General features: G+C 45.8%; 21 protein-coding genes. 13 read left to right on the forward strand and 8 right to left on the reverse strand.

Annotation, left to right across the window (positions count from 1 at the left end):
* The first annotated feature begins 101 nt into the window (after nt 1–101).
* From ligD to LZZ85_RS22180, 3 genes are all read left to right on the forward strand, one after another.
* Nucleotides 102–2,165, forward strand: coding sequence for a DNA ligase D (ligD, locus tag LZZ85_RS22170; protein ID WP_237875555.1), 2,064 nt, complete (start codon nt 102–104; stop codon nt 2,163–2,165).
* A 2-nt stretch (nt 2,166–2,167) separates the two neighbouring features.
* Entirely contained in the window at nt 2,168–2,416 is a 249-nt protein-coding gene (locus LZZ85_RS22175; protein WP_237875556.1) for a hypothetical protein, read from the forward strand.
* Nucleotides 2,417–2,519: 103 nt separating this feature from the next.
* Nucleotides 2,520–3,122 carry a hypothetical protein gene (locus LZZ85_RS22180; protein ID WP_237875557.1) on the forward strand — a complete coding sequence of 201 codons (603 nt, stop codon included), beginning with the start codon at nt 2,520–2,522 and terminating at the stop codon, nt 3,120–3,122.
* 34 nt (nt 3,123–3,156) lie between these two features.
* Here the strand turns inward: LZZ85_RS22180 and LZZ85_RS22185 are convergent, their stop codons facing one another.
* Together LZZ85_RS22185 and LZZ85_RS22190 are read right to left on the reverse strand one after the other, a co-directional pair.
* Entirely contained in the window at nt 3,157–4,539 is a 1,383-nt protein-coding gene (locus LZZ85_RS22185; RefSeq protein WP_237875558.1) for a HAMP domain-containing sensor histidine kinase, read from the reverse strand.
* Nucleotide 4,540: 1 nt separating this feature from the next.
* Nucleotides 4,541–5,230 carry a response regulator transcription factor gene (locus tag LZZ85_RS22190; RefSeq protein ID WP_237875559.1) on the reverse strand — a complete coding sequence of 230 codons (690 nt, stop codon included), beginning with the start codon at nt 5,228–5,230 and terminating at the stop codon, nt 4,541–4,543.
* 249 nt (nt 5,231–5,479) lie between these two features.
* On the opposite strand from LZZ85_RS22190, the gene LZZ85_RS22195 reads away from it, so the two are divergent.
* The 6 genes from LZZ85_RS22195 to LZZ85_RS22220 all read left to right on the forward strand — a co-directional run bounded on the left by LZZ85_RS22195 (nt 5,480) and on the right by LZZ85_RS22220 (nt 12,052).
* Entirely contained in the window at nt 5,480–6,322 is an 843-nt protein-coding gene (locus LZZ85_RS22195; RefSeq protein ID WP_237875560.1) for a universal stress protein, read from the forward strand.
* 28 nt (nt 6,323–6,350) lie between these two features.
* Nucleotides 6,351–7,973: a tetratricopeptide repeat protein gene (locus LZZ85_RS22200; protein WP_237875561.1), complete on the forward strand. Its 1,623-nt coding sequence runs from the start codon at nt 6,351–6,353 to the stop codon at nt 7,971–7,973.
* Nucleotides 7,974–8,120: 147 nt separating this feature from the next.
* Nucleotides 8,121–9,113, forward strand: a complete 993-nt coding sequence (locus LZZ85_RS22205; RefSeq protein ID WP_237875562.1) for an NAD(P)H-dependent glycerol-3-phosphate dehydrogenase — start codon at nt 8,121–8,123, stop codon at nt 9,111–9,113.
* A 314-nt stretch (nt 9,114–9,427) separates the two neighbouring features.
* Nucleotides 9,428–9,751: a carboxypeptidase regulatory-like domain-containing protein gene (locus tag LZZ85_RS22210; RefSeq protein ID WP_237875563.1), complete on the forward strand. Its 324-nt coding sequence runs from the start codon at nt 9,428–9,430 to the stop codon at nt 9,749–9,751.
* Nucleotides 9,752–10,233: 482 nt separating this feature from the next.
* The gene (locus tag LZZ85_RS22215) at nt 10,234–10,503 is read left to right on the forward strand and encodes a hypothetical protein (protein ID WP_237875564.1); all 270 of its coding nucleotides are present in this window, start codon (nt 10,234–10,236) and stop codon (nt 10,501–10,503) included.
* 94 nt (nt 10,504–10,597) lie between these two features.
* Complete coding sequence (locus LZZ85_RS22220; RefSeq protein WP_237875565.1) at nt 10,598–12,052, forward strand: aminopeptidase P N-terminal domain-containing protein; 1,455 nt, start codon at nt 10,598–10,600, stop codon at nt 12,050–12,052.
* A 333-nt stretch (nt 12,053–12,385) separates the two neighbouring features.
* On the opposite strand, the gene LZZ85_RS22225 is transcribed toward LZZ85_RS22220, so the two are convergent.
* A complete protein-coding gene (locus LZZ85_RS22225) occupies nt 12,386–13,759 on the reverse strand; it encodes a hypothetical protein (RefSeq protein ID WP_237875566.1) in 1,374 nt (457 codons plus the stop codon).
* Between the two features lie 130 nt (nt 13,760–13,889).
* Here LZZ85_RS22225 and LZZ85_RS22230 point away from each other — a divergent pair, with 130 nt between their 5' ends.
* Together LZZ85_RS22230 and LZZ85_RS22235 are read left to right on the forward strand one after the other, a co-directional pair.
* Entirely contained in the window at nt 13,890–14,576 is a 687-nt protein-coding gene (locus LZZ85_RS22230) for a thioredoxin domain-containing protein (protein ID WP_237875567.1), read from the forward strand.
* A gap of 67 nt (nt 14,577–14,643) precedes the next feature.
* The gene (locus LZZ85_RS22235; RefSeq protein ID WP_237875568.1) at nt 14,644–15,711 is read left to right on the forward strand and encodes a sialidase family protein; all 1,068 of its coding nucleotides are present in this window, start codon (nt 14,644–14,646) and stop codon (nt 15,709–15,711) included.
* A 132-nt stretch (nt 15,712–15,843) separates the two neighbouring features.
* On the opposite strand, the gene LZZ85_RS22240 is transcribed toward LZZ85_RS22235, so the two are convergent.
* The 4 genes from LZZ85_RS22240 to LZZ85_RS22255 all read right to left on the reverse strand — a co-directional run bounded on the left by LZZ85_RS22240 (nt 15,844) and on the right by LZZ85_RS22255 (nt 18,833).
* Complete coding sequence (locus LZZ85_RS22240) at nt 15,844–16,440, reverse strand: peroxiredoxin-like family protein (RefSeq protein ID WP_237875569.1); 597 nt, start codon at nt 16,438–16,440, stop codon at nt 15,844–15,846.
* A gap of 202 nt (nt 16,441–16,642) precedes the next feature.
* Nucleotides 16,643–16,981, reverse strand: a complete 339-nt coding sequence (locus LZZ85_RS22245) for a DMT family protein (protein WP_237875570.1) — start codon at nt 16,979–16,981, stop codon at nt 16,643–16,645.
* Nucleotides 16,982–17,013: 32 nt separating this feature from the next.
* On the reverse strand, nt 17,014–17,748 hold the full coding sequence (locus LZZ85_RS22250) for a copper homeostasis protein CutC (protein ID WP_237875571.1): 735 nt from the start codon (nt 17,746–17,748) through the stop codon (nt 17,014–17,016).
* 59 nt (nt 17,749–17,807) lie between these two features.
* Nucleotides 17,808–18,833, reverse strand: coding sequence for an isoaspartyl peptidase/L-asparaginase family protein (locus LZZ85_RS22255; RefSeq protein ID WP_237875572.1), 1,026 nt, complete (start codon nt 18,831–18,833; stop codon nt 17,808–17,810).
* 170 nt (nt 18,834–19,003) lie between these two features.
* On the opposite strand from LZZ85_RS22255, the gene LZZ85_RS22260 reads away from it, so the two are divergent.
* Nucleotides 19,004–19,561: an NADPH-dependent FMN reductase gene (locus tag LZZ85_RS22260; protein ID WP_237875573.1), complete on the forward strand. Its 558-nt coding sequence runs from the start codon at nt 19,004–19,006 to the stop codon at nt 19,559–19,561.
* 111 nt (nt 19,562–19,672) lie between these two features.
* On the forward strand, nt 19,673–20,551 hold the full coding sequence (locus LZZ85_RS22265; protein WP_237875574.1) for a pirin family protein: 879 nt from the start codon (nt 19,673–19,675) through the stop codon (nt 20,549–20,551).
* Between the two features lie 169 nt (nt 20,552–20,720).
* Here the strand turns inward: LZZ85_RS22265 and LZZ85_RS22270 are convergent, their stop codons facing one another.
* Complete coding sequence (locus tag LZZ85_RS22270; RefSeq protein ID WP_237875575.1) at nt 20,721–21,200, reverse strand: nuclear transport factor 2 family protein; 480 nt, start codon at nt 21,198–21,200, stop codon at nt 20,721–20,723.
* Nucleotides 21,201–21,260 lie beyond the last annotated feature (60 nt).

The following is a 21,260-nucleotide window of genomic DNA, read 5'->3' on the forward strand; positions in this document are numbered from 1 at the left end:
AAAATTTGATCTGTTCAGGGATGATTGTTGCGGCATTCAAAAAATATCAGTGAATACTCTTAGCGATTGCCATCCGGCCTTGATTTTGATGAACAGTAAGTATGGCATCCGTAAAAACTAAAACAGTAAAGAGTCGTGCTGCTGCACAGAAAAAGAATAAGAGTGCCATCCCGGGCAAGCGCTCCGCATTTCCTTCCAGCTTTTCTCCCATGCTTGCCACTTTGGTGGATAAGCCGTTTGACGAGCCTGGATGGGAATATGAGATCAAATGGGACGGATACCGCGCCGTCGCATTGATGAACAGGAAAAAGGTTGAACTGGTATCCCGCAATAACAAATCCTTCAATGAGAAGTTCTACCCGGTTTATGATGCTGTGTCCAAGTGGGGTTTGCACGCCATTGTGGACGGAGAAGTAGTTGTGACCAACGAACATGGAGCATCTGATTTCAGTAGTCTTCAGAACTGGCGAAGCGAAGCTGACGGCACACTACTTTACTATGTATTCGATATACTTTGGCTGGATGGCAAGGATCTGACCGGGCTGCCGTTGAACCAACGCCGTTCGATCTTAAAAGACCATCTTCCCAACGATGGGATCATACGCATGAGCGAATCATTTGGGGCAACTGCTTCGGAATTATTAAAGGCCGCCGGTGAAATGGGACTGGAAGGCATCATTGCAAAAAAAACCGACAGTGAATATACCCCAGGCATCCGCACACGTGAATGGGTGAAGATGAAAACAAGTCTCCGGCATGAAGTCGTTATCGGCGGATACACGCGAAACGAAGGATCAGGAAAACCGTTCAGTTCTTTGCTGGTGGGTGTATTTGAAAAGGGTAAATTCTTTTATACAGGAAAGATCGGAACAGGATTTACCCAGGCGCAGCAAAAGGATATGATAAAACTGTTCAAACCGATCACTGTAAACAAATCGCCATTTACGACAGAACCCGATGTAAACAAACCCTCACGCTTCAGACCCGATCCGCCCAAAGCAAAAGCTACCTGGCTGAAACCCGCACTGGTTTGTGAGGTCAGCTATCGTGAAGTAACCACCGACGGTGTGATGCGTCATCCTTCTTTCGAAGGAATGCGGGAAGATAGAAATGCAAGGGATGTAAAACGCGAAATAGCAGACACAAATTTATCCCAGGCAGTAAGTACAAAAACGAAAGGAAGATCAAATTCTAAAAGCAAACTGAAAACAACGCCAGTTAAAACATCGCGGAAAACGGTGGTCAATCCATCAGAGAAAACACAGGTAAGAAAACTGAATGGAAAGGAATTGCAGTTTACCAACGTTCAAAAAATATACTGGCCAAAAGAAAAGATCACGAAGGGGGAACTGATCAATTACTATTACCAGATCGCTCCTTTCATCCTGCCATATCTCAAAGGGCGTCCTGAATCACTGAACCGTTATCCTAATGGGATCAATGGAAAAAGTTTTTATCAGAAAGATGTTACAGGAAAGATCGCTGACTGGATTGAACTCTTTCCTTACAAAAGCAAAGACGAAGACCAGCAGAAAAATTACATGATCTGTAATGACGAAGAAACTTTGCTGTATATGGCGAATCTCGGCTGTATTGAGATCAACCCGTGGAGCAGTACGGTCAGTAAACCTGAAAACCCTGACTGGTGTATCATTGACCTGGATCCGGGAAAACGTACAGAATTTGAGGACGTGATCGAAGCCGCACAGGTAACGCATACCATACTGAATGGAGCAGGGATCCCCTCCTACCCCAAGACTTCGGGATCAACCGGGATACATATCTATATTCCGCTTGGAGCCAGGTATACGTATGAGCATTCAAAAGAGTTTGCAAGACTCATCGCAACTATCGTCCATCAACAGATCCCTGAATTTACAAGTATTGAACGCGCTGTATCAGCCCGTAAAGGAAAAATGTACCTTGATTTTCTACAGAACCGCCCACAGGCAACGCTGGCAGCACCATACTCTGCAAGACCCAAACCCGGAGCGACCGTCTCTATGCCACTGGAATGGAATGAAGTGAAGAAAGGCCTGTCAATGCAGGACTTCAACATTCATAATGTGCCCGGCTTGTTAAAGAAACGCGGCGACCTGTTTAAACCCGTTCTCGGGAAGGGAATAGACATGAAGAAAGCAATTAAAGCACTAGAAAAAATCTGATCATGGAAGAAAATATCTTTGATATACGTTTTGACTATGAAGGAAAAAACTATGAAGGATGGGTGAATCCTTCAGAAAAATTAAATGACTCCGGGAAACCCGTTTCTTTTCATGTGGTACTTGATGGGGTTCATTTCGGCTATCTTTCTTTTCAGAATAGTTCATGGAGTGTAAATGAGAACAGGCCTGAAGGTCTCGTGCTCGCCACTGGTAAAGAGATCGAGAAATATTATTCTGTGCAGAACGAATGATACAGTAGTGCAATTCATACAGGGATCAGCGCAATTGATACACGTTTCCGGATTTGATGCAACGTTTGGTCATGTTTCATTGTAAGTGTAATAAACATTTACCATGAAAATTCTGTTTATCTTTTCTTTCACAATTATACTCCTTAGCGCTTGCAGCAAGCGAGACAGTACTCTTGATAGATCGCAACCGGATGAGGCAAAGATCTTGCCTGAAATGATGATCACTGAATTGAATGATGCCAAAGTAAAACAAGGGGAATCCAAAACAATCGATCTCAACCGGGATGGGATCAGGGACATCGCATTTGCAACATGGTATATTGGCAATCCCAATGAGAACGAAGATGAGGTCTTATTCTTTGCATCAACCGGTACAGAATCAGCATTGATGCTGGGAGGAGAAAACGACTCCCCGCGCCTTGGCCGTGATGAAATGATCACTGAAAAACCTTTCTCAGGTTTTGACTGGTATGTGATCGGTCAGGCAGAACTGGCAAAGAAAAATACCGGCCTTACCGGTGCGCCGTATTGGGAAAAGCCGTGGAAAAATGCAAACCATGAATTTCTTGCCGTGAGAGTAAATAAAAATAGCCAGTGGTTTTACGGGTGGGTTGAAATATCAATGGACACAGCCAATGATGCATTGATATTGCACAGGGCGGCAATTGGAATGGTTGCAGGGAAGCAGATGAAGACCGGGGTGTGAGGTCTGTGAAGGATGGCCGGCGAACGGCCATCCTTCATAACTTACCAGCAACAGGCAATTGCAGCACAAATGTTGTTCCTGTATTCGATACCGACTCAACATTGATCTCCCCTTTATGCAGCTTCATGATCCTGCTGGCAAGCGAAAGTCCGAGACCAAAACCTCCTACAGATCTTGTCTCTTCCATTCTGTAAAAAGGCTGGAAGATATTTTCCACTTCGCTATCTGGTATTCCAGGGCCTTTATCGATCACAGCGATCGTAAACAGATCGGGAGACACGGTAAGCACCACTTCTGCATGATGGTCCGGCGAATATTTACAGGCATTAACTACTATATTCCGGAAGGCGGTGAAGAGTAATTCTTCATTGCCGAATACAAGCAGCTTGTCTTCGTCTTCCGGGAGATTATTGAATTGCAGCGAGACAGAAAAAGAGGTATCCTGTTTTTGTATGGAAGCGGGAATGCGCATAAGCACTTCATCTATGCGGATCAGATCGATGTTCAGGCCACCCGGGTTACCAGACGCCGTAGCGAATTTCAACAGCGTTTGCACAAGGTTATTCATATAGTGAACATCATTCACCACATCCTGCATCACCTTCCTGTACTCTTCATCTGTTCTTGTACGTTGCAGGGACACTTCAAGCTGACTCGAGATAAGTGTCAACGGGGTGGACAACTCGTGTGAAGCATTGGAGATGAACCTCCGTTGCATTTCAAAGCTTTGATTCAACCTGTCCAGAAGATCATTCAGCGTCTTCGATAGTTTATACCATTCATCTTTTGTATTCCCTTCCTGGATCCGCCGGGCGAGGTTGTACGCATAGATGTCTGTGACTTCTTCCGTGATCTTTTTAACGGGCCTCAGAAGGCGTGCAGAGAAGATGTACCCACCGGCAAAGGAGATCAGGATCCCAAGGATAAAGCTGGTGATGAGCAACTGTTTCAGAGAACTGAGGTTTCGTTTACCATCTTCATCCACTGCTGCGGAAATGATCACCAGGTCATTTCCCGGCATGGCTGTATAATATGCTACACCTTCCTTATCCCCTTCCCTGAAATAAACCGAACCTTTTTCGCGTGCTTCATTCAGCAGTTCATTTGTGCTGTGTATCGAATCCTGCCAGCGATCCATATAGCTGTATACCCGCTTGTTCTCTTCATTATATGCCTGTACAGCTTTGCTTTTTAACGAAATGGACATAGAGGAATCGATCCGGCGAACAAGATGGCGGTCAAAGACCTCAGATTGACGGAGCAGTCTTGATGTCGTGATCGCGCGATTGGTCAACCGGCTTCTCATCATCTTAGACCGTGATGTGGACGTAAAATAATAGATGGAACCGCATACAATTCCAAGGATGAAAAAAACCACCAATGTAAATAGCAGAATGATGCGATACCTTACTGGCATATCAGCTTTCTTTTAGAATGTAACCCATTCCCACCTGGGTCTGGATAAGTTTCCGGGGAAAGGGTTTATCGATCTTATTCCTCACATAATTGATATACACGTCAATTATGTTTGTGTTTGTATCAAAATCAATATCCCATACATTGATCGCTATATCAGCCCGCGACACAACCCGGTTCTTATTACGAAGCAGGTATTCCAGTAATTGAAATTCCTTTGCAGTGAGATGAACTGTTGTCTCATCACGTTTCACTTCTTTTGTATCGAGGTTCATCAACAGGTCGTCTGCACGAAGAAGATTGCCGACCGGCGCCTGTACATCAGCTGTTCTGCGCATCAGTACGCGGATCTTCATCAGTAATTCTTTAAACTCAAATGGCTTGATAATATAGTCATCAGCACCAGCATCATATCCTTCTATCTTATCATCGAGCGAGCTCAACGCAGTGAGCATAATGATCGGAACGTTTTCATTCTGTGCCCTTACCATCTTCGTCAGTTCGTAGCCGGTGATACCGGGAAGATTAATATCAAGGATCAAAAGATTGAATCGCTTTGTCTGGAACATTCTCCATCCGATCTGACCATCATAAGCAACTTCTACGTCATACCCGTTCTCTCCCAAACCCATGCGAAGGGTATCTGCAATTCTGACCTCATCTTCGACAAGCAATATTCGTAAATCCTCCATATTGTTCATTTTGTTAAGCCGCAAGGTACGACATCGGCGGCGATCTGCCTTGCTACAGCGGACCGCAAACGGTTGATCTTGTATTGATCATTCATCAAGTTATCGTTTGAGCGTAGCACAATTCCTTTGTATAGTGACTGATCAACAGTAAATGAGCTTTATGGACTGCAGCCTCTTTGCCGTCAACTTCTAATAATTTTCTAATTCACAGTTAATCAGTGCCTAAGCACGCCAGTATACATTTATCACTTGTCCGCAAGATTCAACACCATACTGATCCCGGTTGATTTTACACTCAACACCCAGGTAGCCATTGCTAAAACTTTGGGGCTGCTGGAAGATGCTGACGCAGCTATTCATCTGCTTCACGTTGCCCGGCCGTCCTGGATCCTACGCACGCTGCGGCAGGTTGCCAAAACCCGTGACTACGAATTCCAGGCACGCATTGAACAACGCCTGGAAGAGCTGGTCTTAAGGATCCAAAAAGTAAAACCAGGAATACGTGTGATCACCTGGACAGACAATACCCAGTCAGTGGAAAAAGCTATAACGGCAAAAGCGTCTTTTCTGTCAGCTGACCTGCTCGTGATCGGAAAGCATTCATCCAACTGGTTGCTGCCATTTGGAAGAAAAGTTATTCCTGCCAGGATTGCTACAGCCACCGGTGTGCCTGTTCTGACGGTCAAACCCGGTTCATTAAAGAATCCCGTCCGGACGGTTGTGATCCCTGTTGGTCCTAAATTTCCAAAGAAGAAACTCGAACTGTTGCATGCATGGCGGGATACGCCGGATTGTACTATAAGGCTTGTGTCCTGTCTGAGCCATGATAAAGATGATGCTTACTCAAAAGATTCGTTACTTAATACATTCCGGCTGCTAAAAACAAGCTGGCCCGGCTCAGTCGAGTATGATGTGTTGCGTGGCAATAACCACGCAAGGGCATTACTGAACTATTGCAAAAAAGTAAATGCGGATATGCTGATCGTGTATCCGGGCGAGGAAACAAATGCAGGCGTTTTTCCCGCCCGTTATATCTCTGATCTTTTACCAGTGGATTCGCGCACCCAGATCCTGGCTATTCAACCTGTCTGATTTGTTAACCTGAAATACAACTACCATCATGAAAAAGATCACTCTGTTTATTAGCTGCCTGAATGCATCATTGCTTCTTTCCGCTCAATCGATCGAAGAAGGGAAGACTTATCTGGAAAGCGCGCGTTATGCAAGCGCTGAAAACGCGTTCCATTCTGTCATTAACCAGCAACCGGGTAATGCGGAAGCCTGGTGTCTGCTCACCAATTCCTACCTGAAACAGGATCTTCCCAATGAGGCAGCAGATACGCTTGCTTTGGCACCTGCTTCAGTGCATGAAAATCCATATTATCTTGTTGCATATGGAGGCTTGTTATTAAACACAAATAAGGCGGACAGTGCCAACCATTATTTTGAGTTAGCTGTGGCTGCAACCAAATCAAAGGACGCAGGGATCCTTGCGGCTATAGCAGAAGCTCATATCGAGGCGGAAAACGGCAACCTCGTGTATGCGCTTGACATGCTGGACAAAGCGCAAAAGCGTGATAAAAAGAATGCCGGACTGCTTGTATTACAGGGCAACGCATTCCGTCGTATGCACAAAGGTTCCGAAGCTTATCAGGCCTACCAGGAAGCGATCGGCATGGATAAAAAATCTGCAAACGCCTACTATCAACTGGGAAGAATATTCCTGACACAAAAAAATGCAGAGATGTATCTCGATTATTTCAACAAATCCATAGAAGCAAATCAGTCATTTGCGCCCGCGTACTATGCATTGTACAACCACTATCTGTATACCGAGCCTGCGAAAGCAATGGAGTATTTCGATAAATACAAATCATATTCCGACAAGACAGCCCAGCATGATTACGATCAGACGGACCTGCTGTATCTGAACAAACAATATCAGCCGGCGATCAACCTCGCCACTTCACTGATCGCACGTGATGGCGAAAATGCTCCTGCAAGATTGTACAAACTGATTGCCTACTCTCACCAGGAGCAAAAAGACTCTGCGGCTGCGATCAATTTTATGCAACAGTATTTTCAGCATGAAGCGGATAGCAATGTGATACTGAAAGACTATCAGAATATGGGTGCCTTATTCATTGCAAACGGCAAAGCCGATTCTGCTATGTCTTATCTGGAAAAAGGTTTGGAACTGGTAAAAGACGAAGAAGCGATACGCAATTATTATCAAACGCTTGCCAAGTTGGCCAAGCAGGTGAATGATAATGCCGCCGAGGCAAAATGGTTGGGTAAGTTCTATACCGGAAATGAAAAAGCGACCAATGTGCATCTGTTCAACTGGGGTCTTGCATCATATAAAGCTGCTGACTATGCAGCGGCTGATTCCATATTTGGAAAGTATGCAGCGAAATATCCCGAGCAGAGAACATATGGATATTACTGGCAGGCACGAAGCAATGCTGCGATAGACACAGCGATGGCTGAAGGTCTTGCAATCCCCTACTATCAGCAACTGATCCAGTCCATTGATTCAACTAACCCAAGTGCATCAGATAAGAAATGGATGATCGAAGCGTACAATTATATGGCTGCATATGAAACTAACACAAAGAAAGATTACGCCGCTGCGATCGTGTTATTTAAAAAGATCGTAGCCCTTGATCCTGCCAATGAAAATGCTCCGAAGTATATCCAGATGCTGGAAAAAAATCTTCAGCGTGCTGAAGGATCACGATAGGCTTTGAATGATCCGTTACCATGGATATGGCAGAAAGATTTGCATTGACGGTTACTTGCTTTCATCTGCCATATCCAGGGTAACTTTTTTTTATCATTCTAATTCTATTTTAATCAAACTGTTGTTTCACTAAGAGTATTTTCGTAGATGTTAAAACGTGTATCTGTCATAGGGAGTGGTAGCTGGGCGACAGCACTGGTTAAGATGTTTGCAGATAGCGGCACTGCTGTGTCATGGCTGGTGAGAAATTCCGAGCAGCAATCATTCATTCAAACAAGTGGCTATAACCCGAGGCATTTAAGTTTTGCCCCTCTTCGTACGCAGTATATATTCCCAACTGCAGACCCTCTTCTCTCAGTAAAGGGAGCAGAACTTGTCATCTTTGCCGTACCCTCTGCTTACCTGGAACAAAGCCTGCAGCGGTTCGATAAAGGATGGTTTGAAGATAAACATCTGGTGGTATCTATCAAGGGATTCATCCCGGGCAGCGGATGTACGCCCAGCCAGTATCTCAGCAGGAAGTTAAGCAGGGAAGAATCATCTATATCAGTGATCAGCGGGCCTTGTATTGCGGAAGAGATTGCTTTACAGAAAAAATCATTCATTACAATCTGTGGTACTGATAGAACATGGATCGAAAAGATCAGCTCCTCACTTAATACTTCATACTTAGAGATCTTAAAGAATACCGACCCGGTTGGTGTTGAATACGCAGCGATCCTCAAAAACATTATAGGCATAGCAGCTGGCATTGCCAATGGCTTGCAGTATGGCGAAAATTTCCAGTCGGTACTTGTATCCAATGCTCTGCATGAAGCCGATGAGTTCCTCGGAAAAATATTACCGGCAAAGAGAGATTTTTTTAACTCCGTGTATGCAGGCGACCTGCTGATCACTGCCTATTCAGAGCAAAGCAGGAACAGGATCCTCGGCACATTGATCGGCAGAGGTATACAGGTCAGCAAAGCACTGCAGTCAATGGCCACCGTTGCTGAAGGATTCCATGCATCAAAAGAATTAATGCCTTTGCTGAAAGACATTCCCGTCAGGATGCCGGTCATAAATTGCGTGTACAGAATACTTCACAAACATGCAAATCCAATCGAAGAGTTTGGCTTACTGGAAAAACATTTAATCTAAAACTATTCATTGATACAATTGTACACGCATCTGCAAAGATCATGAACGTTAAGATCGATTGAACCGATTTTAACACCTGTTCTTTTATCAACTCAGTTATAGTTTATTACAACAAGATGTGTTGAAAAATATATTGCTGATTTATGCTATGGCACAGTCCTTGCAAACGGTTAATCGCTAAACAATTTTTCATTCATTACTCTATGCAGGGGTAAGCATATATGTGTTGAGCAGTTGTGTAAAGGCAGTATATCTGTCTTGTGATAATGCCTGCCGTCACAGATGTAATCCTGCAAGAACAAAAATTACTAACCATGAAAAAAGCAAGATTAACACTCGCAGCGATTGCAATTTCAGCAGCTTCTTTATTTTCATTTAAAGCCTTTGAAGGTGGTTCTGTAAAAGGAACTGTAACGCCTGCTGATAAAGCGATCCGTGCATGGGCTATATCTTCAACGGATACTGTTCGCGCTGATATATCGAGTGGTGCATTCGAAATTAAAGACGTAAAACCTGGAACATACAGTGTGATCATCGAAGCCCAGGAGCCATTCGCAAATACACGTAAAAAAGATGTTGTGGTAACAGAAGGTCAGGCAACGGAAGTTGGCGAGATCCAGTTACAACCAAAGAACTAAAACGGAGAGTTAGTTTTTCATTTGCACACACGGATGCCATTCAGTTACTGAATGGCATCCGTTTTTTATACCAGGTTATTTTCACCAGTCAACAGACGATCCTGTTTGCGGTCTTCCCGGCTTATTTTTAACCGTTAAGGCCGGACAGATGCATTAAATCAGCGGATTTTCATTCAGCATGAAAATTCGAAAAAACACTCCGATAGGTGCAAATTCCAAAAGATATTAACATGTGGATTTATGTATATTAGTTCACTTAATTTATTGACATTTAACTAACTATGCCCTGTTTATAAATTTTTCCGGCTTCTTGTTTTGCCAGGCGATGTGGAAACGGGGCAAATCCCTAATTTTGACCTACCCACTAACCCGATTAAATTCTCCCGATACAAAACTGCTGCTCTGAACCTTCGGGTATTTGAGACAAACTACCAGGAACGGTAGGAAGAAAGACTAGAAAAATAAAAAATAAGGGAGGATGTATGTACACTTATGATTTGCTGGAAAACGGATGTTATTACCTGGTCAAAGACAAAGAAGAGTCAGCGATCGCGCTGATCAAAGTGGCGGTGGAAACAGATCACTGTCTGTTTATACAACGGTTCGATGATCCAACACAAACGGAGTGGAAGCTGAAAAAGGATATGTTGTTTGATATCATCGAATGTCTGAGCGACGAAGCCGTTAAAGCCTGGGAAGAACACTACAACGCACAGGATGCGTACTACGAAGAAGAAGAAGACGATGAATAATTTTCATCAGACCATTCATGTATTTAATGTTAAACGGTGATTAGAAAAGACTATTTTTAGTCAAACTAATCATCGTTTTATGTTTAATGCACTCATGAGAAAAAAACTGCTTCCCTTCCTGGCAGTCTGCACCGCTTTATCCGCGGCAGCACAGGACGACCTTCCCAAGGATTATCTTCCAAAAGAATTTCATGCAGGACGCCGTGCTGCACTTCGCCAGCTGATGCCTGCCAACTCTGTGGCGATTGTGTTTGCCTATCCAACCCGCAACTTCTCCAACGATGTGGACTATATGTATCATCAGAATCCGGATCTGTATTACTTCAGCGGTTACAAAGAGCCACAGTCGATGATGCTGATCTTTAAAGATGAACAAACAGATTCCGCTGGTAAAAAATATGCAGAGGTACTTTTTGTACAGAAGCGCAATGCGCAGGCAGAACAGTGGACCGGCCGCAGACTGGGAACTGAAGGAGCGCAGACGAGGCTCGGGATCCCTATGGCTTTCAATGCCGAAGATTTCAAAAACTTTAATGTTGATTTTGCAAAATTCGAAAAGATCATTTTCGACCGGTTGCCCGCAGATGTTGCTGACAATCCAAGAGACAGAGCTGACCTTTATGATCTCATAAGCCAATTCAAACAAAAGGCAGCCATGCCCGAAGATTATTCAAAGGATGCAAGATTTGATAACCGCGCCTTTCGCCAGATGACCGGTACGTTGCGTGAAATAAAAACGCCGGAGGAACTCGTCCTGCTCCGCAAAGCTGTGGAGATCTCCTGTGAAGGTCAGAACGAAGTAATGAAAGCCGTTCGACCGGATATGAGTGAACTCGAGATCCAGGGCCTGCATGAATTTGTGCATAAAAAGTACGGTGCTGAAGGTGTTGGGTATGGCTCGATCGTTGGAGCGGGTGAGAACGGTTGTGTGCTCCATTATATGGAGAATACAAAAACAAAAGTTGGAACCTCCCTCCTTCTGATGGATGTTGGAGCCGAATATCATGGCTATACGGCTGACGTAACAAGAACCATTCCTGCAGGTGGCAAATTCTCCGCCCAGGAGAAGATCATTTACCAGATCGTATATGATGCACAGGAAGCAGCCTTCAAATTACTGAAAGACGGCGCAAAATGGTCTGAAGCAAACACAGCCGCCAGAGATGTGATCGCAGATGGACTGTTGAAGAATGGGATCATTAAGAACAAGAATGAAGTAGGGCGTTACTATCCGCATGGGCTTTCTCATCATATTGGACTGGATGTGCATGATCGTGGCAACTCCGCTGTATTGAAGAAAGATATGGTGATCACCATCGAGCCGGGTATCTATATTCCTGAAGGAAGTGATTGCGATAAGAAATGGTGGAGTATCGCTGTCCGTATTGAAGATGATGCATTGATCACTCAGAACGGATACGAACTGCTTTCTTCCAATGCACCACGGTCTGTTGAGGCGATAGAAAAAATGATCGCGCAGAAAAGTGCACTGGATGATTTCAAGCTGCCTGCCTTGAAATCCGCTCAGCCTGTAAAGAAAGGATTCTGATCCAATATAGTTTTGTTAAGAGATCTCCGTACACGAGTTCGATGGCCGATGACCGATGGCCGATGATCGATGGCCGATGATCGATGGCCGATGACCGATGGCCGATGACCGATGGCCACACTTGGATGGAAGCTATTGCTGCTAATTGGTATAGGATATTGACACTAGTCGTATATGTATTTTCGGCCAACGGCCATCGAATGAACTTTCGGGAAAATCATTGAACTAAACGACATTGGATTCTGATCCTTTATTGAATAGTTCTTAAAAGGCAAAGGCGGAGATCAACGATTCGGTTGATCTCCGCCTTTTTTATTAGAACAGCAAAGCTTGTCAAGGGGCTATCTGGTAACGGCGCAGCTCTTCTTTATATCCCGGAGCCGCAGGAGCGGATTTCAGGAAACCTTCAACCTGAACCTTTCCGATATCAAGCGAATAATAGTTTCTATAGAAGTATTCGTATTCAACCCATGTGGCACCCTGTTCATACTCATTCTGCTCATTTACCACAATGGTATTAGGATAGGTGAACGCCCCTTCGGAAGTGGTCACGGCTACACTCACATCCTTTTGCAGGATGGTGAACTTGATCCTCGCCCTTACGGTAACGCCATTCTGGAGACCGGTAAATACAGGGGAATACCAGGTGGATCCTACATTGGCATTGTGCTTCAGGAAAATAAACTCTCCCAATTGTGCAGTGCCTGAATCATCAAAGTCCAGCAGATATCCAACATCATTGATGGTATAGTAATCGCTTCCGCTTTTATTATAACCCGCGAAATCAACGAAATTATTAACCTCGTCTTTTGCGGTGAAAATATTGTAAACAGTTCCGCCTGGAGTTGTAACGGTAGAGTTTGCTCCTGACTTGGCAGTGAGCAGGATCGAATCCGCGTTGTCATCGATATCATAACTCCAGTTACTGTTCGGCTTGCGGGGGAAATAGTCTTTATCAACAGGCGCTGTTGCCAGCACGTTGATATCGAAACTGCAGTTTGCGCCATCATAAGTCACCGGAATGGTCGTCAGGCTGGCAACAGCCGGCGTTCCTGAGCCTTTCAGGTTGATCAGATGCACACCGGTGAGGATCGTCCCGGAACTTGTGAAGGTCATGCCATTACTCGCCTGTGTGGTGATCGTATAGGTGCCGGCAACTGTCACATTCACCTTGACATCTACAGTATTAGTGGCGCCAAGCGCCGTGTTGACAACATAATCCCCGTTAACAATGTAGTCCATGCAGGTACCCGGCACACCGGTAAACGTCATTTCTGCAGGAACCGCGCCGCCGGCCGGTAATACCGATACCGGCACGATGCATTCAGTTGAGTCAAATACAACGAGGAAATTGTCAATTCCGTCAAACTCCGGTGTTCCGCTGCCCTGAAGCGTCACGGTTGTGAGCCCCGTAGCACTGAAATTCCCGCGTGCACTGAATGAATACCCGTTTACCGTATCTGTTTTGATGAAATATGGACCCGTTTTCTCCACATCAACCTGCACTTCGATCACATTATCTGTCGCAATCAACTCAGTACCAGCCTCATATATTCCCAACACATTTTTAGGAAGGCAATCTCCGGTCCCATCCGCCTGCAGTGAACCCTCTGCCGATAGACCTGCCCCGTTTTCAAAACTTGATTCTTTTTGACAGGAGTACAGTAGAATAAGGGCGGTTAGAAATAACCCGCATAGTTTCTTCATAAAAGGTATAATTAGGATGCTTAAAAATAAGAGTTTTTTGTCGTGCCTGAACCGTTGCGTCAATAAAATAACGACGTGAATGGCACAGGTGTTGCCTTCCCTTTACTTTTGTGTAAAACAATCTTTGTCAATGCGCCCTGTAATTCTCGCCCTTTTGCTGTTCAGTTCTTGTGCTGTCGCCGGCCAGTCACCCCGTGTGCTATCCCCTGAAGCCTTCGAAAAAGCCATTTCTGAAGGTGATCAGCTCATACTGGATGTCCGTACAGAAAAAGAATTCAGGCTGGGATACATCAAAAATGCCATGCAGGCAAACTGGAATGACACGGCTGAGTTCAGGAAACGGGTGCAAGCGATAGACCGTCAAAAGCCGGTTTATATCTATTGCCTGGGTGGCGTGAGGAGCACGGCTGCTGCAAAATGGATGGAAACCCAGGGATTCTCCAACCTGATCGAACTGGACGGCGGTATCAATGCCTGGAAAATAGAGGCCCGGCCACTGGAGAATCCTGTACAGGAAAAACAGCTCACCCTGTTGGATCTTAGCGCAATGGTGGGTACAAATACTACAGTCCTGGTTGATTTTGGAGCCGACTGGTGCCCACCCTGCCGTAAGATGCAACCCGTGCTTGACTCTCTGAAAAAAGACGGCTCAATTAGGTTTGAGCTGATCAAAATTGATGCAGGCACCCAAACAGAGATCCAGAAAAGTCTTGGTATCAAGACGCTGCCAACCTTTATTATTTTTAAAAATGGAAAGGATACGTGGCGTGGTGAAGGCATTATTGAGGCTGCGGAGCTAAAAAAGCGATTGGAATAGGGCCGGTTGATTTTTTCATATATCTTGTCTCAGGCATAATCAATTCTTGAAATTATTTTCTGTTTGTATGAGTTCATTCTTCACACGCGCTATCGCGTTGATCATTTCTACAGGGATCTTCACCACTTCCTTTTCCCAGGAACTTGCGGTGGAAGTGATCGCCTCCGGCGTAAAGTCAAGCCTGCGCGGTTTAAGCGTTGTTAACGATAACGTGATCTGGGTAAGTGGAAGTGGAGGGACAGTCGGGAAAAGCAGCAATGGTGGCAAAACCTGGAAATGGATCACCGTGCCGGGGTTTGAGAAAACCGAATTCCGCGACATCGAAGCTTTTGACGCCAAAGTGGCCATTGTATTGGGAATCGGCGAACCCGCCTATATTTTAAAAACAAACGACGGCGGTGAAACCTGGAAAGTAGTGTATGAAAACCGTCAGAAGGGAATGTTTCTTGATGCCATGGATTTTGCCACACCTCGTCATGGGATCGTTGTTGGTGACCCGATCAACGGAAAGGCTTTTATCGCCCGGACAAGTAACAGTGGCAATACCTGGGAAGAAATGAGTGCAGCCGAAAACCGTGTTGCACTGGATAGTGGTGAAGCCTTTTTTGCCGCAAGCGGCAGCAATGTCAAACTATTCGAGAATGGTCAGTTCTACCTGGTCAGTGGTGGTTTGAAATCCAGGCTGACGAGTCCGCGAGGCACAACTCCGTTAGACCTGCTTCAGGGAACAGAATCAACCGGGGCAAATGCGATAGATATCTTTGATGGCGGTGTTCCGATCAAACCGGGAAAACGAATGGTGATTGTAGGTGGCGATTTTGCAGCAGATTCATCTACCAAAAAGAACTGCCTGTATTCAACCGATGGGGGCAAAACATGGAAGACTCCTCTTATTCCGCCGCATGGTTACAGAAGCGGTGTGGAATTTATTTCAGAAAAGGATATTCTCGCCTGTGGATTGAATGGCGTTGATTATTCAGAAGATGGCGGCAAGACATGGAAGCTGATCAGCAAGGAAGGTTTTCATGTGGTAAAAATCGCGCGGGTCGGACGTTCGATCTTCTTCGCAGGCAATAAAGGACGGATTGCAAAGATCTCGCTGGTACTGGAAGAGCCGATCTCTCAACAACAATAACCTTCAAAAAAAAATCCTTACGGTATTACCACTTGACCGAAAACAGCCGGGTGGTAAAACAGTAAGGATCAAAAGTGCGGGGATGTCTTCTCAAACCGTCAGCTTAATTGTTATGACCAGGAAGATATCTGCTTATAGTGTTTTCTGAAGAAACTCCAGGATCTCCTTCACGTTTGGACGTTTCTTATAATCCTGGTTAAAAAAACGGTAAACGACGGTGCTTTCTTTATTGATCACATATACGGCAGGCACAGGGAGAAAATTACCATTCTTGCCGTTATTCTCGTCGATCTTAATCCCGGAATTCCGATAGCGCGTCAGTGTATTCTCTGGTACCTCAAACTCCACATCATACGCTTTCATGATCTTCAGGTCTTCATCATGAAGGATCGGGAATTCGGCCTTTGTCTTTGTGACCGTTTTACCGATATTCTCCGGAAGCTCCGGCGTAACGGCCACCAGCGTGGCCCCTTTTTCTTTGATCAGTGAAAGTGAATCCTCCAGTTTCTGCAGGAATTTGTTGCAGTAAGGACACCATTCTCCGCGATAGAAAACAAGCACTACTTTCCCTTTTTTCAAAAGGTCCTTGAGGCGAACCTCTTTTCCGTCCTGGTCTTTTGCTTTGAATTCCGGCGCTTTGGAATTAAGGAACAGACCTTCCGGGGCTTCCTGCGCAGAAAGTATAAGGGCACAGAACAGAGCGGTGAATAAGGCGGTGAGTTTTTTCATATTGTAAAGATATCCGGCAAATTTATAAAACGCCGGCAGCTAAACGAATGGTTTGGCGGTTAGATTAACAAAATATTGAAATCTTCCGCCTGCCGGGAATTGGGCGGGAAGGTGCATATCTGTTGTATTTCTTCCGGCAGGCTGGTGGGCGTGATCCCGGTTGCGGAACAATTCTGCCCTGCACGTCGGGACAAACTCAGTATTACCCAAATCTTTTCGTGAACATGAAATACACCGCTCCCAGTAAAAAGGCAAAGCTGACCAGATACCGCCAGTGAAATGCTTCCTTCATGACAAACACGGCGAACACGCCAAATACCAGCAGCGTGATAAATTCCTGTATGATCTTCAGTTGAAAAAGGCTGAATCCGGCGGAATGCCCCAACCGGTTTGCAGGCACTGCCAGGCAGTATTCAATAAAAGCGATCAGCCAGCTGATCAGGATCGCTTTCCATAATGGCCATCCCTCATGCTTGAGGTGATAATACCAGGCGAAAGTCATGAAGATATTTGATGCAAAAAGCAACAGTATGGTACGCATGGAATATTATTTTTCGAAGCAGATAATAACGCTTATTCTTTAAGCAGGGCTTTTTTTAACTGGCGCACTTCTTCTTCATCGATCGCATTGTTCATATAGCTTTCTTCAGAAGAAGCGAATCCGGGATGAACAAACTCCATCCTGCTACGGGTTTTCCTGCGAAGGGATGAATGCAGTTCGGTGCAACCGGTCTGCTCTGATAACCACCGGACATTATCTACCCTGACTCCACTTCCGGGCATAATGATGATCCGATGATCCGCAGCTTTGTTCAATTCCGCGATCAACTCCACCCCTTCCGGCGCACCCGGTTTTTGCCCTGATGTCAGGATCCGCTCACACCCGATCCCGATCAGCTGTTCGAGCGCTTTGAATGGGTCCACACAGCGGTCGAATGCCCGGTGAAAAGTGACACCAAGCGGGTAAGCTGCTTCAACAAGCTTTGAGGTTTGGCTCACATCAATATCACCGTTTGCCCCGAGCATGCCGATCACCACCCCGTCACAGCCAAATTCACGGCTCAGTTTTACATCGTGCAGCATGATCTCAAACTCTTCAGGCGTGTAAAGAAAATCGCCTCCACGCGGCCGGATGATCGGGTACAATTGCACATCAAACGCTTCCCTGCACTGGCGGATCGTACCCGCAGACGGCGTTGTTCCACCTTCAGCGAGATTAGCACAGAGTTCGATCCGGTCGGCACCGCCTTTTACCGCCGACTGAGTGGTGACAAAGTCTGACGTTGCTATTTCTATGAGATAGCTCATTTATTAAGTTGTGACTTTTTGAAATAGTATAAAAGATCTTACTGGCGAAAGCCCTCAGCCTAGCTGAAATGACTTTTTGCAGCGATCAGTTTTTCACCGGCATTTGTTCTGATCGCATAATTGAATCCTTTCTGGATCGAATATGCCCCGGCCTGTCCTTTTTTGTTGATCGCAAGAAACGCGACCTGTATCTCCTTCGCGGCTTTGCCCTTGATCCGGACAATCCTGTTGATCGCTGCTTTGCATGCGGCATCGGGAGAGAGCCCCTGGCGCATCAGTTCAACAACCGTGTGGGATCCTGCAATGCGGATCACGTCCTCACCCTGGCCCGTAGCAGTACACGCACCAACCTCGTTGTCGACAAACAGACCTGAACCAATGATAGGGGAATCTCCAAGCCTTCCGCGCATCTTAAAACCCATGCCGCTGGTTGTACAGCTGCCGCTGAGATTGCCATTTGTATCCATGGCAACCATGCCGATCGTATCATGATTCCATTCGCCATTTTCAAACTGGCTTGGAGCAAAAGGCCCGTGCCCTGCATTCTCGATATTGATCACAGGTTTGTATTCCGACTTCTTCAGCCATTCTGTATAGGCTTTCTGCGCATCATCTGACAATTTTTGTTCTTCCAGTGGAAACCCTTCTGCAATAGCAAACTGTTGTGCACCGCTCCCAACGAGCATTACGTGTGGTGTCTTTTCCATCACCCGGCGGGCAACAGAGATCGGATGTTTGATACGTTCAAGGAACGCGACACTGCCGCAATTGAAAGATTCATCCATGATACACGCATCCAGGGTAACGAAGCCATCACGGTCAGGATTGGCTCCCAGACCAACGCAGCAACTCTGCGTCGATTCTGTATGCATTACCCCTTTCTCGACAGCGTCCAGCGCACGGCCGCCTTTGCCCAGGATCTCCCACGCTGCTTTATTGGCCGCAAGACCGGCGTCCCACGTGGAAACTACAGTTGGATTACCTTTGAGTGTGCCTGCTGCTGACTGAGCAGCTGCGAGCTTGCCCGCCAGTACGGCGGCTGAACTGAACACGGATGAGAGGAGAAATTTTCTGCGGTTGATCATTGCATATCTTTAGCTGCCGAAATTAGGACTTTCAGGATCATCGTGTGATAATCGAGGCAAAAAGTTTCGATGGTCGCTGGCCCGCGCGGCGGATGGCCGATGGCCAACAATGAGCAGGTCATTTAATGTTCGAACATTAATAAGTAAATTTGTGTTATCAATACCGGACAATGAGAATAGAAATAATATCAGGTAGCCCCCGGCCCAACAGCATCACACGTCGTGTGGCATTACACCTGCAACGCTGGATTGAAGAGCAGACTCCCCATGAAGCGGGGATCATTGATATGAAAGACTGGGATCTGCCGGCAGTTCAGACTGTTTTTGTGAGCATCGAAAAGACACCGGAGCAGTTCCGCCCCCTGAGCGAGCGCATTTTTGGCGCTGACGCATTCATATTACTGACGCCGGAATATAACGGGAGTTACTCTCCTGTCATGAAGAACCTGCTGGATCATTACCCCAAGCAGCATCATAAGCCATTTGGCATTGCCACCGCATCACCCGGATCTCATGGAGGCTTGCGATGCGCCCAACAATTATTGCTGCTTGTTCCGGCTTTGTTCGGACTGGCATCCCCCTATATGCTGATCGTTCCTTTCGTTGAAAAGAAGTTCAACCCTGACGGAACACTCGCGGACGAAAGCTTCGCCAATACGGTACACAACTTCCTCTCGGAATTCATCTGGCTGGGAGAGCGCCTGTTGCCGGAAAAGGTCCCGGTGTGAGGACCCCGGAAGTTCAATAGTTCACTGGTTTTCCTGGAAAGCCTGCATAACCATTAAACTTTTGAACGATTAAATACTCTCGTTTGATTTATCTGCCTAAAAGGAACGTCTATGTCAACACAAACAAAAACGATCGAAGCCGTGATCCCTCCTCCGCCAGCGCACATGGTAGGTGATGGATTCAGGGTCCACAGTTTCTTTCCCAATAATCTGATCGGAAAAAAGCGGATGAGCCCTTTCTTTCTTCTTGATTACAATGCGAAAATAGAGTTCAGTGCCCGTGAAGAACCTCGTGGAGTGGGTGTTCATCCGCACCGTGGTTTTGAGACGGTGACGATCGTCTATAAGGGGAAAGTGGCACATCATGACAGTGCGGGCCACAGTGGTGTGATCGGCGAGGGTGATGTCCAGTGGATGACCGCAGCTTCGGGCCTTCTTCATAAAGAATATCATGAAAAAGAATTCAGCCGGAAAGGTGGCATTTTTCAGATGGTGCAGCTTTGGGTGAACCTTCCCGCACAATACAAGATGAGTCCGCCCAAATACCAGGAGATCACCAACAGCATGATGGGCAGGTACCTGCTGCCTGATAATAATGGCGAAGTAGAAGTCATTGCCGGAGAATTAAATGAGGTCCGCGGAGCTGCATCGACGTTTACACCCATGCAGGTCTACAATGCAAAACTGAAAAAAGATGCGGTGCTGGAAGCAGATCTTCCTTCTTTTTATAACACGGGTATCCTGGTCGTGGAAGGCAGTGCCCGGATCAATGATGCTGACGTTCCCGCAGATCATTTTGTGTTATTTAAAAATGAAGGCGAACACATCACGATCTCGGCCGGCGAAGATGCTATCCTGTTGATCCTTTCAGGTGAGCCGATAGATGAACCTATTGCACAGTATGGCCCTTTCCTCATGAACACGTATGATGAACTTGATCAGGCGATCAGGGATGTGAGTCTGGGGAAGTTTGGGGTGCTGGAGGAGTGAAAAAAGGAAGTTTAAAAGGTTAGCAGGTTTGGGAGGCTTGTCTCTAATGCTTTGGAGATCTCGATCGTGATCATTGACAGGTTAGATCTGTAGCTAGTACTATTACAGGGTCTCTACTATTTAACTTCAAACTTTCGAAACCTGCCAGACCTCCCAAACCTTAAAACCTTTAAACTTTCAGATTTTTATCCATAAACGCCACCAGGCCCTTCCTCGCCGCTTTCTGCACTCCCCTCTTCATGAAGCCCGTCCAGCCAAACAGTACGCCCTTCCAGCCAAATGCCTGCTCAAGCCATTTGCTTAAACGGAAAGCGTCACTATGCTCAATGATCTTTCCATCCGCCAGACGCATGAATGCTTTGATCTTGTTTTCCACCCTGCGACCCGTCTTTGAGAAAATATAAGTAGCTGTCCACTTACAGGTAGCATATTCATCATCCAGCAATTCTATATCCGAGAAAGTCAGTTTAAAATCTTTGGCATGCTTACAAAGCATTTCCCACATTGCTTTTGCTTCTTCTCCTTTCAGCAGCACAAAAACCGGATCGCTGAATACGATCTCATCACTATAGCAATCCTGCATGGTTTTATAATCCAATTGTTGAAAAGCGCTGTAAAAGCGTTCGATTATCTGCTTATTATTGTTCATAAGTTTTATGATTGCGGCAAAACATTATAGGTAAATTTATCGCTTCAAAACTACGCATAT

The sequence above is a fragment of the Terrimonas ginsenosidimutans genome, assembly GCF_022012415.1.
Classification (GTDB): Bacteria; Bacteroidota; Bacteroidia; order Chitinophagales; family Chitinophagaceae; genus Terrimonas_A; species Terrimonas_A ginsenosidimutans.

Excerpts from the sequence above, each read along its gene's own strand:
- LZZ85_RS22210 (WP_237875563.1), top strand. The coding sequence starts at position 9,428 with ATGAAAAAAGCAAGATTAACACTCGCAGCGATTGCAATTTCAGCAGCT.
- LZZ85_RS22185 (WP_237875558.1), bottom strand. The coding sequence starts at position 4,539 with ATGCCAGTAAGGTATCGCATCATTCTGCTATTTACATTGGTGGTTTTT.
- LZZ85_RS22215 (WP_237875564.1), top strand. The coding sequence starts at position 10,234 with ATGTACACTTATGATTTGCTGGAAAACGGATGTTATTACCTGGTCAAA.
- LZZ85_RS22270 (WP_237875575.1), bottom strand. The coding sequence starts at position 21,200 with ATGAACAATAATAAGCAGATAATCGAACGCTTTTACAGCGCTTTTCAA.
- LZZ85_RS22220 (WP_237875565.1), top strand. The coding sequence starts at position 10,598 with ATGAGAAAAAAACTGCTTCCCTTCCTGGCAGTCTGCACCGCTTTATCC.
- LZZ85_RS22180 (WP_237875557.1), top strand. The coding sequence starts at position 2,520 with ATGAAAATTCTGTTTATCTTTTCTTTCACAATTATACTCCTTAGCGCT.
- LZZ85_RS22225 (WP_237875566.1), bottom strand. The coding sequence starts at position 13,759 with ATGAAGAAACTATGCGGGTTATTTCTAACCGCCCTTATTCTACTGTAC.
- LZZ85_RS22190 (WP_237875559.1), bottom strand. The coding sequence starts at position 5,230 with ATGGAGGATTTACGAATATTGCTTGTCGAAGATGAGGTCAGAATTGCA.
- LZZ85_RS22175 (WP_237875556.1), top strand. The coding sequence starts at position 2,168 with ATGGAAGAAAATATCTTTGATATACGTTTTGACTATGAAGGAAAAAAC.
- LZZ85_RS22250 (WP_237875571.1), bottom strand. The coding sequence starts at position 17,748 with ATGAGCTATCTCATAGAAATAGCAACGTCAGACTTTGTCACCACTCAG.
- LZZ85_RS22200 (WP_237875561.1), top strand. The coding sequence starts at position 6,351 with ATGAAAAAGATCACTCTGTTTATTAGCTGCCTGAATGCATCATTGCTT.
- LZZ85_RS22245 (WP_237875570.1), bottom strand. The coding sequence starts at position 16,981 with ATGCGTACCATACTGTTGCTTTTTGCATCAAATATCTTCATGACTTTC.
- LZZ85_RS22240 (WP_237875569.1), bottom strand. The coding sequence starts at position 16,440 with ATGAAAAAACTCACCGCCTTATTCACCGCTCTGTTCTGTGCCCTTATA.
- LZZ85_RS22260 (WP_237875573.1), top strand. The coding sequence starts at position 19,004 with ATGAGAATAGAAATAATATCAGGTAGCCCCCGGCCCAACAGCATCACA.
- LZZ85_RS22230 (WP_237875567.1), top strand. The coding sequence starts at position 13,890 with ATGCGCCCTGTAATTCTCGCCCTTTTGCTGTTCAGTTCTTGTGCTGTC.
- LZZ85_RS22205 (WP_237875562.1), top strand. The coding sequence starts at position 8,121 with ATGTTAAAACGTGTATCTGTCATAGGGAGTGGTAGCTGGGCGACAGCA.
- LZZ85_RS22255 (WP_237875572.1), bottom strand. The coding sequence starts at position 18,833 with ATGATCAACCGCAGAAAATTTCTCCTCTCATCCGTGTTCAGTTCAGCC.
- ligD (WP_237875555.1), top strand. The coding sequence starts at position 102 with ATGGCATCCGTAAAAACTAAAACAGTAAAGAGTCGTGCTGCTGCACAG.
- LZZ85_RS22235 (WP_237875568.1), top strand. The coding sequence starts at position 14,644 with ATGAGTTCATTCTTCACACGCGCTATCGCGTTGATCATTTCTACAGGG.
- LZZ85_RS22265 (WP_237875574.1), top strand. The coding sequence starts at position 19,673 with ATGTCAACACAAACAAAAACGATCGAAGCCGTGATCCCTCCTCCGCCA.